The sequence below is a fragment of the Rudanella lutea DSM 19387 genome (genome assembly GCF_000383955.1).
Taxonomy (GTDB): domain Bacteria; phylum Bacteroidota; class Bacteroidia; order Cytophagales; family Spirosomataceae; genus Rudanella; species Rudanella lutea.
This window is the reverse complement of the sequence record NZ_KB913013.1, coordinates 6,060,363-6,076,853: the sequence shown is the minus strand read 5'-3', so window position 1 is coordinate 6,076,853 and position 16,491 is coordinate 6,060,363. Positions and strand designations below refer to the sequence as shown.

At 55.1% G+C, this 16,491-nt stretch carries 11 protein-coding genes; 6 read left to right on the top strand and 5 right to left on the bottom strand.

Annotation, left to right across the window (positions count from 1 at the left end; translation table 11 throughout):
• Window positions 1–166: 166 nt before the first annotated feature.
• The 3 genes from RUDLU_RS0124930 (at window position 167) to RUDLU_RS0124920 (ending at window position 6,233) form a co-directional block, all read left to right on the top strand.
• Window positions 167–2,533 (top strand): PSD1 and planctomycete cytochrome C domain-containing protein, encoded by a 2,367-nt coding sequence (locus tag RUDLU_RS0124930; protein WP_027303360.1) that lies wholly within the window; start codon window positions 167–169, stop codon window positions 2,531–2,533.
• Window positions 2,530–3,981 carry a DUF1501 domain-containing protein gene (locus RUDLU_RS0124925; protein ID WP_019991174.1) on the top strand — a complete coding sequence of 484 codons (1,452 nt, stop codon included), beginning with the start codon at window positions 2,530–2,532 and terminating at the stop codon, window positions 3,979–3,981. Before RUDLU_RS0124930 ends, RUDLU_RS0124925 begins: the two co-directional genes overlap by 4 nt.
• A gap of 92 nt (window positions 3,982–4,073) precedes the next feature.
• On the top strand, window positions 4,074–6,233 hold the full coding sequence (locus RUDLU_RS0124920) for a chitobiase/beta-hexosaminidase C-terminal domain-containing protein (RefSeq protein ID WP_019991173.1): 2,160 nt from the start codon (window positions 4,074–4,076) through the stop codon (window positions 6,231–6,233).
• Between the two features lie 202 nt (window positions 6,234–6,435).
• Here the strand turns inward: RUDLU_RS0124920 and RUDLU_RS0124915 are convergent, their stop codons facing one another.
• From RUDLU_RS0124915 to ric, 5 genes are all read right to left on the bottom strand, one after another.
• On the bottom strand, window positions 6,436–8,748 hold the full coding sequence (locus RUDLU_RS0124915) for a nitric-oxide reductase large subunit (protein ID WP_027303359.1): 2,313 nt from the start codon (window positions 8,746–8,748) through the stop codon (window positions 6,436–6,438).
• 115 nt (window positions 8,749–8,863) lie between these two features.
• Window positions 8,864–10,651 (bottom strand): hypothetical protein, encoded by a 1,788-nt coding sequence (locus tag RUDLU_RS0124910; RefSeq protein ID WP_019991171.1) that lies wholly within the window; start codon window positions 10,649–10,651, stop codon window positions 8,864–8,866.
• 43 nt (window positions 10,652–10,694) lie between these two features.
• Window positions 10,695–11,252, bottom strand: coding sequence for a fasciclin domain-containing protein (locus tag RUDLU_RS0124905; RefSeq protein WP_019991170.1), 558 nt, complete (start codon window positions 11,250–11,252; stop codon window positions 10,695–10,697).
• A gap of 36 nt (window positions 11,253–11,288) precedes the next feature.
• Entirely contained in the window at window positions 11,289–11,747 is a 459-nt protein-coding gene (locus tag RUDLU_RS0124900) for an RrF2 family transcriptional regulator (protein ID WP_019991169.1), read from the bottom strand.
• Window positions 11,748–11,842: 95 nt separating this feature from the next.
• Window positions 11,843–12,592, bottom strand: a complete 750-nt coding sequence (gene ric / locus RUDLU_RS0124895) for an iron-sulfur cluster repair di-iron protein (protein ID WP_019991168.1) — start codon at window positions 12,590–12,592, stop codon at window positions 11,843–11,845.
• A 214-nt stretch (window positions 12,593–12,806) separates the two neighbouring features.
• On the opposite strand from ric, the gene RUDLU_RS0124890 reads away from it, so the two are divergent.
• The 3 genes from RUDLU_RS0124890 (at window position 12,807) to RUDLU_RS0124880 (ending at window position 16,417) form a co-directional block, all read left to right on the top strand.
• Window positions 12,807–13,268, top strand: a complete 462-nt coding sequence (locus RUDLU_RS0124890; protein ID WP_019991167.1) for a c-type cytochrome — start codon at window positions 12,807–12,809, stop codon at window positions 13,266–13,268.
• Window positions 13,269–13,304: 36 nt separating this feature from the next.
• A complete protein-coding gene (nosZ, locus tag RUDLU_RS0124885; protein ID WP_019991166.1) occupies window positions 13,305–15,290 on the top strand; it encodes a Sec-dependent nitrous-oxide reductase in 1,986 nt (661 codons plus the stop codon).
• A gap of 113 nt (window positions 15,291–15,403) precedes the next feature.
• Window positions 15,404–16,417 (top strand): nitrous oxide reductase accessory protein NosL, encoded by a 1,014-nt coding sequence (locus RUDLU_RS0124880; RefSeq protein ID WP_019991165.1) that lies wholly within the window; start codon window positions 15,404–15,406, stop codon window positions 16,415–16,417.
• The last annotated feature ends 74 nt before the right edge of the window (window positions 16,418–16,491 follow it).

The following is a 16,491-nucleotide window of genomic DNA, read 5'->3' as shown; positions in this document are numbered from 1 at the left end:
GCTATTATTGAACAGTAATCTGGCTATGGACCAGGAATAATTTGAATCGGTAGGTTTTTTGTTCGATTGCCCGATTTATATGGTATTTTGACCTTACTAACGTGGTATTTTGGTAAGTATGGTCAAAGGCTATATTTTTAGAGATTGATTGAACATTCTATCTGCCGTGAAAAAAAGACATCAACTCATTCCCTGGCTGGTTAAGAACAGGCTTGCGCTGCTTACCGGAACTGCCCTTTCGGTGCTGTTGACGGCCTGTTTCTTCACCAGTAGCCGCAATACGGGATCGGTGGCGGTGGCCATCCCCGACGAAGTCGATTATAATTTACATATCCGGCCCATTTTGTCCGACAATTGTTTTGTCTGTCATGGTCCCGATGCCAACAAGCGCGAGGCCAGCCTCCGGCTCGATGTTGAGGCTGATGCCTATGCCGCCCTCAAAGACAGCCCGAACATGCACGGGATTGTTCCGGGCGATCCGCTGAAGTCGGCGGTCTGGCTGCGCATCACCACCAAAGACACCGCCGATGTGATGCCACCCGTCAACTCCAACCTGAAGCTGACCGAACATCAGATTGCCCTGATCGAGAAGTGGATTAAGCAGGGGGCCAAATACAAACCGCACTGGGCTTTTATTGCTCCGCAAACCCCTAAACTGCCCGAGGTCGATGATGAGGACTGGCCGCGTAACGAGATCGACCATTTCACGCTGGCCAAAATGACCGAAATGGGGCTGGAGCCCAATGCCGAGTCGGACAAGGAGCGGCTGTTGAAACGTGTATCGCTGGACATTACGGGTCTGCCGCCTTCGCTCGATCTGCAAAAGCGCTTCCTAGCCGATAAATCGGAGAATGCCTACGAGAAAGTCGTAGACGAATTGCTCAAAAGCCCGCATTACGGCGAAAAAATGGCGATTGGGTGGCTCGACGTGGCCCGCTACGCCGATTCGCACGGGTATCAGGACGACGGTCTGCGGACCATGTGGCCCTGGCGCGACTGGGTCATTCACGCGTTCAATCAGAACTACGGCTATGACAAATTCCTGACCTGGCAACTGGCCGGTGATCTACTCCCCAACCGCGACGGCGGACCGCCCACTAAAGAGATGATGCTGGCGACTGGCTTTAACCGGAACCACAAAATCACGCAGGAGGGCGGGGTAATCGACGAGGAGTACCGCATCGAATACGTCACCGACCGGACCAACACCTTCGGCAAAACGTTTCTGGCCCTGACCTACGAGTGCGCCAAATGCCACGACCACAAGTACGACCCCATTCTGCAAAAAGACTACTACAGCACCTTTGCGTTTTTCAATCAGGTGCCCGAAAAAGGACTTTTCGGAACCATTGATGCCTCCTTTGCCGACCCCCCGAACATGAAAATTACCGATCGGGATGTGAAAGACATTCTGCGGTTCGTCAATAAAAAAGACACGGCGTCGGTGATGGTCATGGTGATGAAAGATGCCGATACGCTCCGCAAAACGCATATCCTGAGCCGGGGTAATTACGATCAGCCTTCGGAGATCGTTTCGGCCGCCATGCCGACGTTTATTATGCCTTTCGACAAGAAGAAATATCCACAAAACCGGCTCGGACTAGCCCGTTGGATGACCGATCCGAAGAATCCGCTCACGGCGCGAGTGTTTGTGAACCGGATCTGGCAGGAGTTTTTCGGTCGGGGAATTGTCAAAACCGTAGGCGATTTCGGGATGCAGGGCGAACTACCCAGCCATCCCGAACTGCTCGACTGGCTGGCGGTGGATTTCCGCACCCACAACTGGGACATGAAGCGGCTGGTGAAACAGATCGTTACCTCGGCTACGTACCGGCAGTCGGCCCAGATTACCAAAGACAAACTGGCCAAAGACCCCGAAAACATTTACCTCTCGCACGCACCCCGCCTGCGGCTCCCGGCCGAACTGGTGCGCGATCTGGTGCTGACGAGCAGCGGCCTGCTCAATCCCGAAATTGGCGGACCGAGCGTAAAGCCTTACCAGCCCAAGGGCTTGTGGGAGGTAGCGACCTCGGGCCGGGGCTCGCTGGCGCGGTACGTGCAGGACCACGGCACGGCTCTGTACCGGCGCGGCATGTACGTGTTCATCAAGCGCACGGTGCCGCCCCCCTCCATGCTTATGTTCGACGCCAGCAACCGCGATCAGTGCGAGGTGAAACGCTCCCGCACTAACACGCCCCTACAGGCGCTGGTGATGCTCAACGACCCGATGGTGCTTGAATCGGCCCGGGTGCTGGCCGAAAAACTGATGGGAGAGAAAACCTCCGCCGACGAGAAAATCGAGAAAGCATTCCGCCAGATTCTGTGCCGCACGCCCAAAGACAAAGAGCTGAAGGTATTACAGAAGTACTTTGCCGACGAGAAAATGACGTTTGCGGCTACCCCGAAAAAAGCCGAAAATCTGCTGGCCGTGGGCGAAACTCCCCACGCTACCGTGGCCGATAAGCCCGCTACAGCGGCCCTGATGCAAACCCTGTTGATGTTGTACAACCTCGAAGAAACCATAATGCTATGAACGAATTCATCGAAAATCGTCTGAATGTAAACCGTCGGCATTTTCTGGGGAAAGCAGCCGCCGGAATCGGAAGTCTGGCCCTGGGTTCATTGCTGGTGCCTGATCTGTTTCGGGGGGGCGATGAGGAGTCGGATGCCCTGCCACTGGGTATTTCGCACTTTGCGCCCAAAGCCAAGCGGGTGATCTACCTGTTTCAGAACGGGGCTCCCTCGCAGTATGAAAGCTTCGAGTACAAGCCGATGCTCAACAAACTGGCGGGTCAGGACCTGCCCGATTCGATTCGGAAAGGGCAGCGGCTCACGGGCATGACGGCCAATCAGGCCAAGTTCCCGCTGGTGGGCTCGCACTTTCAGTTCAAGCAGTATGGGCAGTCGGGCATGTGGGTGAGCGAACTGTTTCCCAACATCGCTAACATCGTGGACGACATCTGCATGATTAAGACCATGAACACCGAGGCCATCAACCACGATCCGGCGTTGACCTTCCTGCAAACAGGGGCGCAGCAGGGTAACCGCCCGAGCATGGGCGCGTGGGTGAGCTACGGTCTCGGTAGCGATAACAAAAACCTGCCCGCGTTTTCGGTGCTGCTGTCGCGGGGCAAGGGCAACGGGCAGGGCGTGTACTCCAAACTCTGGACCAACGGCTTTCTGGACTCTACTCATCAGGGCGTGGTATTCAGCAGTGGCGAAGAGCCCATTCTGTACCTCAACAACCCCGAAGGCACCGACCGGACCTCGCGCCGGAAGATGCTCGACAACCTCGCCGAACTGAACAACATGGCCTACGACGATTTTGGCGATCCCGAAATCAAGGCCAAAGTGCAGCAGTACGAAATGGCCTATCGGATGCAAACGGCCGTGCCCGAACTGACTGACCTGAGCAAGGAGCCCGACCATATCATTAAAATGTACGGTCCCGAGTGTCTGGTGCCCGGTACGTTTGCCGCCAACTGTCTGCTGGCCCGCAAGCTCTCTGAAGCCGGGGTTCGGTTTGTGCAACTCTATCATCAGGGCTGGGATCAGCACGGTAATATGGTGGGCGAAATGCCGCTACAGGCCAAAGACACCGACCGGGCCTCGGCCGCTCTGATTACCGACCTCAAACAGCGCGGTCTGCTGGACGAAACGCTCGTAATCTGGGGTGGCGAATTCGGCCGAACCAACTACTCGCAGGGCACCGCAACCAAAGACAACTACGGCCGCGACCATCACCCCCGGGCGTACTGCACCTGGATGGCGGGCGGGGGCGTAAAACCTGGTACCGTCTACGGCGAAACCGACGAGTTTGGCTACAATGTGGTGCGCGACCCGGTCAACATCCACGATTTCCACGCGACAGTGATGCACCTGATGGGCCTCAACCACGAGAAGCTGACCTACAAGCACCTCGGCCGGCGTTACCGCCTGACCGATGTGGCCGGGAAAGTGTTGCCGGGTTTGATGGCCTGATAATCGATTAGTTTCAAACCTTGTTTCCGGTGGCAACTGCTGCCGGAAACGGTCCTTTTGTACCCACCCACTATTCCGCTACTCTCCTTACCATGCGTCGTTTTCAGGCGGTTACTGCCAATGTACTGTTAGCGTTAAACCTGTTGCTCCTTTTCCTGCTCATTTTTCAGGAAAAAGTAGTCTTGCCGGGCTGGCTGCAACCCGTCGGCCGGATGCACCCCATGCTGTTGCACCTCCCCATCGGGTTGTTGGTGCTGGTTGCCGTGCTGTGGGTATTCCGGCGGGCGTTTGCGGGCGAAGGGGTTGCCCAACTGTTTCGGTTTCTACTAATCATCACGGCCCTTTCAGCTTCAGTGGCTGCCTTGATGGGCTTTTTCCTATCGCGCGAGGGCGGTTATACCGACAACCTGCTCAACTGGCATAAATACACTGGCGTGGGCATGAGTTTGCTGGCCTACGCGCTGGTGGTGTTGAATGAGCGTTCCGAAAGCAATAGCCGGTTGTTCAGCCCGGTTTTGGGGTTGAGTACCCTTTGTCTGTTCGTGACGGGGCATTTCGGGGCCAGCCTGACCCATGGCGAAGATTACCTGTTTCCAAACGAAGAGGTCGTCCCCGAAATGGCTTTTACCGACGATACTCCTGTGTTTGTGAGCACCATCGAGCCGATTCTGAAAACCAAATGCTATCAGTGTCATAACGAACAGAAGCAGAAGGGCGAACTCCTTATGAGCACAATGGCAGGTTTGCTGAAAGGCGGTAAAAACGGCCCCATCTGGGTAGCCGGTGATCCGCTCAACAGCCACATGATTCAGCGGGCCAACCTGCCGCTGGAGGATAAAAAGCACATGCCGCCCAAAGGCAAAGCCCAATTATCACCCGACGAAGTTGGTTTGCTAACGGCCTGGATTAAAGCCGGAGCCGACACCAAAAAATCACTCGGGGCTCTGGCGCAAAACGACCCGCTGCGGGCGCTGGTGCTGGCGCACCTGAACGCCAAACGGGGAGCGTCGGTTACTGAAGCCGTGGCCTACGATTTTGATGCGGCATCGGAGGAGGCTCTCGAAAAAGTAAATACGCCGTTTCGGGTAGTGGTGCCGCTGGCCCACGACTCCCCGGCTTTGCAGGCCAGTTTCTTTGTGCGCGAGGCCTACAAGCCCGAACATCTGGCCGAGTTGTCAGACGTGAAACAGCAACTCGTTTCGCTCAACCTGACCAATATGCCGGTGCGCGACGAGGATATGAAAACCATTGCCCAGTTCGAAAACCTCGAAAAGCTTATTCTGAACAACAGCGAGGTGACCGGCAAAACACTGGCCGACCTGAAATCGTTGACTAAGCTCAATTCGCTTGCTTTATCGGGCACCAAAGTAAACAAAGACGCGCTGGCGGCTCTGTCGCAACTGCCCCATCTGAAAGAGGTATTTGTCTGGAATACTCCCCTCGGAACGGCCGAATTGGCACAATTGCAGAGGGAAAACAAGGGCATCCGGTTTGTGGCCGGCTACATACCCAGCGATACCGAACGGCTGAAATTGAACCCGCCTATGCTGGTGAATGAGCAGTTTGTGGTGACGGCCCAAACGCCCGTAACCTTTAAGCACCCGCTGCCGGGTGTGCAGATTCGGTACACTACCGACGGCTCGGAGCCCGACACGCTCAAATCGCCCGTGTACCAGAAACCGTTTGCCGTAAACGGCTTTACGGTCGTGAAAGCGCGGGCCACTAAAGATAAATGGTACGCGAGTGAGTTGGTGGAGTACACCTTCTTTGGTGGTCAGCACAAGCCCGCGCAGGCCGAACTGGTCAACCAGCCCAACCCTCAATACCTCGGCGAAGGCGGCAAGACGCTGATTGACGGCAAAAAAGGTACCATCGAAAATTTCAAGGACGTTGCCTGGCTGGGCTTCCGCGAAAAGCCGTTCGAAGCTTTCTTCAGCTTTGCCCGTCCGGTGCCGCTCAAATCGGTGACGTTGAGCATCGGTAAAAACACGGGCAGCTACATTATGCCGCCCAACACGGTCGAGGTATGGGGTGGCCCCGACAAGGCCCACTTGAAACTGGTCCGGAAAATTCAGCCCACGCAGCCGCAAAAAGAAGAGTCGGGTCGGATCGAGGGTATTCAGGCGGCTCTGAACGGGGAGACCTGCGCTGTCGTCAAGATAGTAGCCCGGCCGGTCACCAAACTCCCCGCCTGGCATCCGGGCAAGGGGCAGCCCGGCTGGGTTTTTGTAGACGAGGTGTTTTTCAATTAGTGAACTAAAATGGGCTGCTGGGGTGAGGGTCCATTAAACAAACAGCCCCTTTCGACGCGCATTTATCCCGCTATACGTTGCCTCATGTTGCCCAGACCCGGTTTGGTGGTTCGGCTGTACATGAACAAAAGTTAGACAAACACGTGTACAAAAAAGGGGCAGCGCCTAAACGCTGCCCCTTTTTTGAAAGACTTTCTACCCGCTACACTTCCGTGTCGGCCAGTTCATACTCGGGCGAAGGCCGACGGTTAGGCACGGTTGGCACCAGAGACCGGCCGGTTTTCAGGCCGATGATAAACCAGGCCAGTGCCAGCACTCCGGCGGCAAATACGGTATCGCCCACCACCCGCAGCCAGCGCAACAACTGCATTGTGTCGGTTTGCATAAACTCCAGTGAGCGCGCGTACCAAAGGCCGTGTTCTACGCTGGCCCAGGTTTGCAACAGGCCAATGGGGAGCACACTCAGAACGACCATGAGGCCCAACCCAATATTGATTGACCAAAACGCAAACCGGATGGTGCCATCTTTCCAAACTGACCGGGTGCTCATAGCCCGTAGCGAGAACAGCATGAGCCCGATTCCCAAAATCCCGTACACACCAAACAGGGCCGTGTGACCGTGAACCGGGGTGGTGTTCAGGCCCTGCATATAGTAGAGCGCAAGCGGTGGGTTGATAATGAACCCAAACAGCCCGGCACCCACCAGATTCCAGAACGCAACGGCTACGAAACAGTAAATGGGCCACTTGTACGCCTGAATCCAGGCAGTCGACCGGCTGATTTTAAGATTAGCGTAGGCTTCAAAACCAAGTAGCACCAACGGCACCACTTCCAGCGCACTAAACGTAGCCCCCAAGGCCATCACGGAGGTGGGTGTACCGCTGAAATACAAGTGGTGACAGGTGCCAATGATGCCGCCGAAAAGGAAGATGATCGTTGAAAACAACACTTGGCTTGTGGCGCTCTGAATACGGAGCAAACCCAGTCGTACAAACAAAAATGCGATGACCACCGTGGCAAACACCTCGAAGAACCCTTCGACCCAGAGGTGTACCACCCACCACCGCCAGTATTCGGCAATGGCCAAGTTAGTTTGCCGTCCCCACATCAGCCCTGCGCCGTAAAAAGCCGCAATGGCAATAGACGAAATAAGGAACAACGTCAGCAAATGGCGGCTTTCGGCCGGGCGACCGTCGGCGTCGGGTTTGAGGGCGGGCCAGATGGCGCGGCCCATCAGAAACAGCCACAAGAACAGGCCAACTAACAGGAAAATCTGCCAGAACCGACCAATATCAACGTATTCGTACCCCTGGTGGCCAAACCAGAAGTTTTCGATCAGCCCCAGTTTCTGCATTACCCCAAACCATTGACCCGCCAGCGAGCCAACCACGATTACGAGGAGGGCCCCAAACAGAAAATTGACGCCCAGTCGTTGAAATTTTGGCTCCACACCCGATACCGCCGGGGCAATAAACAGACCCGTGGCCAGCCACGAGGTTGCAATCCAGAAAATAGCCAGTTGTACGTGCCAGCTGCGCGATACCGAGTAGGGGAGGTACTCGGCAAGCGGAAACCCAAAGAAGCCCTGCCCCTCCACACCGAAGTGCGCCGTAATGCCCCCGAGTCCGACCTGTACCACCAGTAGTGCTGTCACGATCCAGAAGTATTTTTCGGTGGCCCGCATGGATGGGGTTGCTTTCAGGCCCAGCAGCGGGTCTTTTTTGGGCAAAAAACCCGGTTCTACGACATCCTCGGGTGTAGAAGCGTGGTGCCATACCAGCAACCCAATGCCCGCCAGTAGTATGATCACGCTGAAGCCGGTCCAGAATACCAGATCGGTGCTTGGCTTGTTACCAACCAGCTCTTCCGATGGCCAGTTGTTCGTGTAGCTGATGGTTTCGTTTGGGCGCTGAGTGACACAGGCCCACGAAGCCCAGAAGAAAAAAGCGTTGAGCTGCCGCATCCGAACGGGGTCTTTCACGCTGTTTTCGGGAATGGCATAGGCATCCCGGTGACTGGCCAGAGCCTTGTTGTTCATAAACAGGCCGGTGTAATACTGGCTGTTGGCAGCCATAGCCTCTGCCCGAATCCCGGCTACCGTGAGGGTGGCCGTTTGCGGGTCAAAGGTGTTTTTACGGAGCAATTGCTGGAGCCGAATTTTGAGGGCGGCCTGTGTTTCGGCATCGGCAGCCGCAAACGGTTTGCCCTTGGCTACCTGCGCCCAGCTATCCAGAATAAAGGTAGCCTCGCGGTGTAGCCAATCGGCGGTCCAGTCGGGAGCTACGTAGGCTCCGTGCCCCCAGATTGAGCCAACAGCATGGCCGCCAATGGATTGCCACACGTTTTGCCCGTCGCGGATGTCTTCACCCGTTAATAAAACCCGGCCGTCGGGCGTCACTACCTTGTCAGGAATGGGTGGTGCCTGTCGGTATATTTCTGTGCCAAAATAGCCCAGTACGGCAAAGGAGCCCACCATGACTAAGATGAATCCCCACCATAATCTACGATACTGCATAGTTGAATTGATTAAAAAAGAAAACAAGGTCTTTTATTCTGCAAATCTGGCCGAAAAAACCCCCGGCAGATACGTCATTTATCAGGCTGAAGCCTGACTCTGCTCAGGGGGATGGTCAACCAATGGTTAACCGGTTCAATCGATGTTGGGCCTCGGCGAGGCCGAGGGCAAAGCTCTCCGGGTCGGTACCGGCCGGTAATTTGTCGGTCAGGCTGGCGTAATACGCAATGCCCTCGGCCAGATTTTTGGCAAACTCCCGGCAGTAAGCCACCCGTTTGGTGTCTTCGGGTCGGAGGGTCAGCAGCTGCTCGTCGAGATAATTCAGGTATTGCGTCAGTTCGTTCAGAAACATGTGTGGCCGGTTCGGATGGGTAATCAGGTTCGTACGGCCATAAATGTGGTCGGTCATGGTTTGTAGCGAAACCACGTTCGAGAAATACGCGATGTTGGGGCCGGGGCAAATGGTAACACTCGACCGTTTTTTTACGAACGGAGCGTTATAAACGTGCGTCACCGAATTACTCAACCCCACGCACAGGCATTCTTTTTCGAGAACCTCAGCCGTTTGTTTCTCGTACTCAGCCTTGCTCAGGCCGAGCGTCGCCAACTGTGCGAGTTTTTGCTTTTGATACGTACGCGAGGCTGTGCAGATGGGCTGCTCGGTAAACTCGGTGTTCGTGATCAGGTGTTTCTCGGTACACGGGCTGCCGGGTGTCCCCCGGCTAATGCGGGCGAGCTTTTCCCGTTCCGAACTGGTGCTCTTGAGGTAGTAAAACCGAACTCCAAGTGGCGACGCCCGACTCAACACAACATCCGATTCGCGGGCCTGGCAGAGCGTGTTCAACGTGGGCTCATCGACCGTAGTAGCTTCGGGCACGAGCAGGAAAGGCGTGCCCCAGCCGGTACTTTCCACCCCGTAGAGCCGGTGAAGCAACTCCGCTTCGGCGGGGGTGCCAATGCCCCCCTGCACCGTAATCCTGATCGGGTGGGGTTCGGCAAAGGTCGGCTTGCCTTTTTGGCTCAATGCCTGCGTGTACAGCCCAAAGAGGGCATCTGTCAGTTCGGCTTTGCGGGCGCTGAATTCGGCCAGAATAGGCCCGAGTAAAAAGCCGTCGGAGGCAAAGGCGTGACCTCCGCAGTTTAGCCCCGATTCAATGCGGAACTCACTGACCCAGATCCCCTTTTTGGCAAGACACTTCCCCTGAATCAGGGCCGAGCGGTAATCGCTTACCTTAATGACAACTTTTTTGGCAAACTGCCCAGGTCCCGAGGCCTCAAAAGCGGGCAGCGACTCCAAGTAATTAAACAGTCGCGGATTCAGGCCCGCCGAGAAAATAACCGATGAGTCGGTAAGTGTGCTGTTGGCGTACCCGCGCAGGGCTGTCAGGGCATCGGAGCCGTTTTCGCGTATCGCACCCGATGTGTCCAGATTGTTTTTATCGACTTTCGTCATGATGTTGACGTCGATACTGCCGGGCCGAACCTGCTGCCGAAGCCACGTTTGTAAACCGTATTTCTCCGTTCCGGGCTGCAGTTGCTGCATTTGCCGGTAGCGGATCTTGAGAAAACTATCGTCGGGAAGCATCTCAAAATACCGAACCAGTTCCGAACCGGCCTCAAACGCGGCATTTTTCAATTTGCTAACCCCATCCTGCACCAGCCGGTCAACCAGATTGAGGTAGTCTGTTACCCGGCGGGCCCGGTAGTCGTCGTCGCGGTCGGTAATGGGGGTATACGGCTCATTCAACTGACCGTAGTAGTAGTGCCGCATCGTTTCGAGCAGTCGGTCTTCGATAATCGACATCACCGAAGAAATACCAAAGCGAGCGACCTTGATCGGTGTATCAACGGTAAAGGCCAGCCCCATAACCGGTATGTGAAACCGGTGCACAGGAATTGTCATGATGGAAAGCGTGGAAATGAATGCAATTGGACAAAGGAATCGGTTACTGTTTGGCCGGGGGCAGAATGACCTTGTCGATAATGTGCACAATGCCGTTGGAAGCCTTTACCGTTCCGATGATGTTGGCATCGTTGATTTTGTATTTTCCGTCTTTTACACTGATGGTGGCATCGCCCCCGTTCACCTGATTAATTTTCTGGCCGTCCTGCAGGTTTTCGAGCGGATACCCCGCCACCGATACGTGATATTGCAGAATATCAGCCAGTTTTTCTTTGTTTTCGGGCTTGAGCAGGTCCTCGACCGTGCCAGCGGGGAGCGCGTCGAAAGCAGCGTTGGTTGGGGCAAAGACGGTGAACGGCCCGGCGTTGGAGAGGGCATCGACCAGGCCGGCCGTTTGCACGGCCTTCACCAGCGTCGTGTGGTCGGGCGACCCGGCGGCTACTTTTACTACGTCTTTCTGGGAGTCGTTGTCCTGCACGCCCGATTGCCCGGCCACAGCAGCCGTTGTTTCTCCGCCCGAGTTTTCGCTTTGGGTGGTTGATTCAGAATTGCAACCGAGCAATGCGCTCGCAATGAGTAAGGTAATGAATGGGGTTTTCATAGAAGTACGGTTTAATTGTTGGTAAATACGAACCGGTCAGGTCGACTCACCGAAGCTTTTGGGTAGCCGGCTCAGCACCGACTCCCCCTGCTCCACATGAGCTACCATTTCCTGCACGCTGAGCGAATGGAGGGTATCATAGAGCGAATCGCGAAACGAAACAACGTGTGAATGCAGCGGGCACGGATTGTGGCTGTCGCACTCAGGAAGGCCCAGAAAACACCGCCGAAACATCCCAAGCCCGTCGATCGCATCGACCACGTCGATGATGGGTGTGTGCAGAGTTCGCTCGTTGATGTAAAAGCCGCCGTTGGGTCCTTTGGTCGAGCTGATAATCTCGCGCCGGACCAGACCCTGCATAATTTTGCCGAGGAAAGGTTGGGGTACGCCCAGTTCTTCGGCCAGTTCATGAATGCCAATTTTGTGGTGGTCCGAACTTTTGAGGGCCAGATACACCAGCCCGCGAATCGCGTAGCCGCTTGTTTTCGAAATCATGGTTGTCGTGAATGAATGATGAACAGGAGAAACCGTACTGTACGAATTGTCAAACAAAACAGAAAAAAAGATACGATTTTCTCTTGAGCCCCATTTTATCCGCCAACCTCACTGTTTTTGACTTCCAGAGCCAGTGCTTTCGGAAAAAGGATATTGTTTTCGAGGTGAATGTGCCGCATTAGGTCGCCTTCCAATTCTTCCATTTTTGCCAGCATGAGCCGGTGCGAGTTGCAGGCATCGGTGGGCGGGGTGTAGTCATTGGTAAACTCCCGAAGCTGCGCGAGTAGGGAGCCCGCATAACTGTGCTCGTGTTCCATGCAATCGATGGGCGCTTTGAGTGATACCGCTTGCCCGCCAAACGGTACCGTCTCGGTTGTATTGGCCGAAATCAGTTGCCGGATAAACGGGAACAAGGCCATTTCTTCTTTTTGAAGGTGCGCGAGCAGATCCGCTTTCAGTTCGTCGAACACCTGCCGAACCATCAGTAGCGTGGGGTTGTAATCGCCGTGTTTGGCAGCCACTTTCCACACCAGTTCTTCAATGAAAGGTAAGTTCTGGTACAGGTACGCGTGGTGAACGTTGAGAATATAATCGGCCAGAAAGCCCAGTTCCCACTCATCGAACCGCTCCGAGCCCAGGCGGTTACCCGTTGGGAGTTGGCTCAGGTTCTCGAGCACGGTATCAACCGAGACCTCGGCCCGCGCACAGGCGTCGGCGAGGGTGCGCTTGCCGTTGCAGCAAAAGTCAATTCCCAGTCGTTTGAATACTTCGGCGGCCCGGATGTCGTCGGCTACAAGTTGCCCAACGGTTATGGCTGAGGCATTTATGGGTGAAATCGTTTCCATGGTTTGCTATGTATAAAGGATGGGCATGATGCGCCCTTTACTCGTGAATTCGGGGATAAAGATATAGGGGTCTTTTTTTCTGAATCCTGAGATCAATCTGAAACCCATCTGACTTTTGTCATGATTTTGGTGAACGGACACCCGTTGCTTTGCCGAAGAATAAAAGATGCAAAAATCTTTTATCGGAAGTGGCTCAAATCAAACCAGAATAATCATGAAACGATCCATTACAACGGCACTGCTGGCGCTCACGTTTGGGTGGTACGGCTGCTCGGATGGTGCGCAGCAACGCGCTCAGGAAGCCCCCACCGATCCGGCCGAGACAGTGGCCCAGGAAGAGGTACACGGCAGCGAGGTAAAGACCATCAGCCTGACTAACCCGCTCGACGGGGCCATGATCACCAGTGGCAAAAGCATTTATGATGTGAAATGCGGCTCCTGCCACAAACTTGACGAAACGAAGCTGGTAGGCCCCGGCTGGAAAGACGTGACCAAACGGCGGAAGCCTGAGTGGATCATGAACATGATTCTGAACGTGGACATGATGCTGGAGAAAGACCCCGAGGCCCAGAAAATGCTCGAACAGTGTCTGGTTCGGATGCCCAACCAAAACCTGAGCGAGGCCGATGCCCGCGCCGTACTGGAGTTTATGCGCTCCAATGACGGAGAGAAATAACGAATCCAATCCCCCCCTCCAATAACGACCAAGATAATGAAACGTACTATTGCTGCCGTAGCCGCTCTGGCGCTCGGCCTTCACTTAACCAGCTGCAAGCCTAAAGATGCGGGTTCGGCCGTATCGGGCGATGCCGCCCAGAAAGTTTACGTCACCCCCGGTCAGCACGACGAGTTTTACAACATCGTGTCGGGTGGTTTCAACGGACAGATGTCCGTATATGGGTTACCGTCAGGGCGGATGTTCAAGATCATTCCCGTGTTTTCGACCTTTCCCGAGAACGGCTGGGGCTACAGCGAAGAAACCAAACCGATGCTGAATACCTCGCACGGCTACATTCCGTGGGATGATTTACACCACATTTCGCTGTCGCAAACCAAAGGTGAGCACGACGGCCGCTGGGCTTTCGGCAACGCCAACAACACGCCCCGCGTGGCCCGGATCAGCCTGTCGACGTTTCGTACCGATGAGATCATCGAACTCCCCAACTCGGGCGGTAATCACTCGTCGCCCTTTATCACCGAGAATACCGAGTATGTAGTGGCCTCGACGCGGTTCTCGGTACCCCCCGACAACGACGGCGATGTGCCCATCAGCTCGTTTAAGAAAAACTTTAAGGGTTATATCAGCTTTATCAGTGTCGACCCGCAGTCGGGTCATATGGGTATCAAGTTTCAGCTGAAAATGCCGGGTATCAGCTTCGACCTGGCGCGGGCTGGCAAGGGCAAATCGCACGGCTGGTTCTTCTTCTCCTGCTATAATACCGAACAGGCAAGCACTCTGCTGGAGGTGAACGCGTCGCAGAAAGATAAAGACTTTATTCTGGCGGTAAACTGGAAAAAGGCCGAAGAATACCTGAAACAGGGGAAAGGCAAGAAAGTGGCGGCTAAGTATGCGCACAATATCTACGACGAGAAAACGCACTCGGCCACGTCGACTATCATCAACGAGGTGATGACCCTCGACCCAAAAGAGTGCCCTGGTCTGGTGTATTTTATGCCCTGCCCCAAATCGCCCCACGGCTGCGATGTGGACCCCACGGGTGAATTTATTGTGGGCTCTGGCAAGCTGGCGGCTGTGATTCCGGTGTTTTCGTTCGACAAAATTCAGAAGGCCATTGCGGGTAAAACCTACGATGGGGAGTTTGATGGCATTCCGGTGCTGAAATACGAAAGCGTGCTGTACGGTGAAGTACAAAAGCCGGGTCTCGGGCCGCTACACACCGAATTTGACGGACAGGGCAACGCCATTACCTCGTTCTTCGTATCGTCGGAGCTGGTGAAGTGGAACATTAAAGACCTGAAAGTGCTTGATCGCGTGCCGACGTACTACTCGGTGGGTCACTTGTCGATTCCGGGCGGGCCAACGAGCAAGCCCCACGGCAAATACGTGGTGGCCTACAACAAAATCACGAAAGACCGCTACCTGCCCACCGGCCCCGAGCTGACCCAATCGGCTCAGTTGTACGACATCTCGGGCGACAAAATGAAGCTCCTGCTCGATTTCCCAACCGTGGGCGAACCGCACTACGCTGAGTCAATTCCGGCGAGTTTGCTGGAGAAAAACTCGAAGAAAATCTTCAAAATTGAGGAGAACGGCCACAAATACGCGGCAAAAGGCGAGAAAGAAGCGAAGGTGGTTCGGGAGGGGAATCAGGTACACGTGTACATCACGGCGATCCGCTCGCACTTTACCCCGGACAATATCGAGGGCGTAAAACTGGGCGACGAGGTGTACTTCCACGTCACAAACCTGGAGCAGGATTGGGATATTCCGCACGGCTTTGCGGTGAAGGGCAGCAACAACGCCGAAATCCTGATTATGCCCGGCGAAACGCAGACCCTCAAGTGGGTACCGAGCCGGGTTGGCATTACGCCCATCTATTGCACCGATTTCTGCTCGGCGCTGCACCAGGAAATGCAGGGATACGTGCGGGTATCAGCTAAAGGCAGTAATGTACCGCTGACGTTCAGCACGGGCAAAACGGCCGCTCCTGAAGCCGAAAAAGTAGCGAAAAAATAACCCAATTACCCTTTCTCAACGCTGCAAGGAATGCGGTACGGTTATTCCGACCGGTCGGCCGACTGGTCGGAATAACAAAATAACTCCCACCCTTTGCGATAAAAACATACGGTATGAAAACGACATCCCGCTTCGCTGTACTTCTGGCTGCCCTCTCGCTCATTGGTACGTACTTTTTGCCCCTTTGGCGCATCGACCTCTGGGCACCGCAATACCCGGAGGGGCTGGTCATGAAAATCTGGCTGAACAAGCTGTCGGGCGATGTGGAGGTTATCAACGGCCTGAATCACTACATCGGCATGGCGCACATTAAGGAGGAGATGTTCCCCGAATTTACGTACATGCCCTGGCTGGTGGGTGGCTTCATTCTGTTCGGTTTGCTCACGGCCGCGCTCCGAAACCGTGTTTTACTGCTGACCAACCTGGTTTTGTTTGTGGGGGCGGGTGTGCTGGCTCTGTACGATTTCTGGAAATGGGGCTACGAGTACGGGCACAATCTGGACCCCAAAGCGCCCATACAGGTGCCAGGCATGGCGTATCAGCCGCCGGTAATCGGCTACAAGGCTCTGCTCAACTTTGGCGCGTATTCGGTGCCGGATGTGGGCGGCTGGATCTTCATCGTTGCCGGTTTGCTGGTGGCCGGTGCAACTGCATGTGAGTGGTATTTCTGCAAAAAAAGCCCCTCGGTAGGCTTGCCGGGTGGTTTGCGCCGGGGAGCCGTGGCTACGGGCGTTTTGCTGGCTGGGTTGATTTCGCAAGGCTGCGAGGTGAAACCCGAGCCGATTCGGTACGGGCACGATGCCTGCGCACACTGCAAAATGACGATTGTCGACCAGAAGTTTGCGGCCCAGTTCGTCACGAAAAAAGGGCGGTCGTTCACCTTCGACGATGTGGCCTGCATGGCGCACTATCTGTCCGAAAACGACGTGGCCGAGGCCGATGTGGCTTTTGTGCAGGTGGACAACTACAATAAACCCGGCACACCCATCGACGCCAACGAGGCCACGTTTGTGCAGGGCGAACAGTACCGGAGCCCCATGGCGGGCAACCTGGCTGCGTTTCCTAAGGCCGAGGGCAAATCGGGCCGGAGCTGGGGTGAGGTGAAAGCGATGTTTGGGAAACAGTGAGCAACGAACAACGAACAGTGAGCAACGAACAGTGAACAACGAGCAATGAACAATGCCTTTATGGCTGATAATCA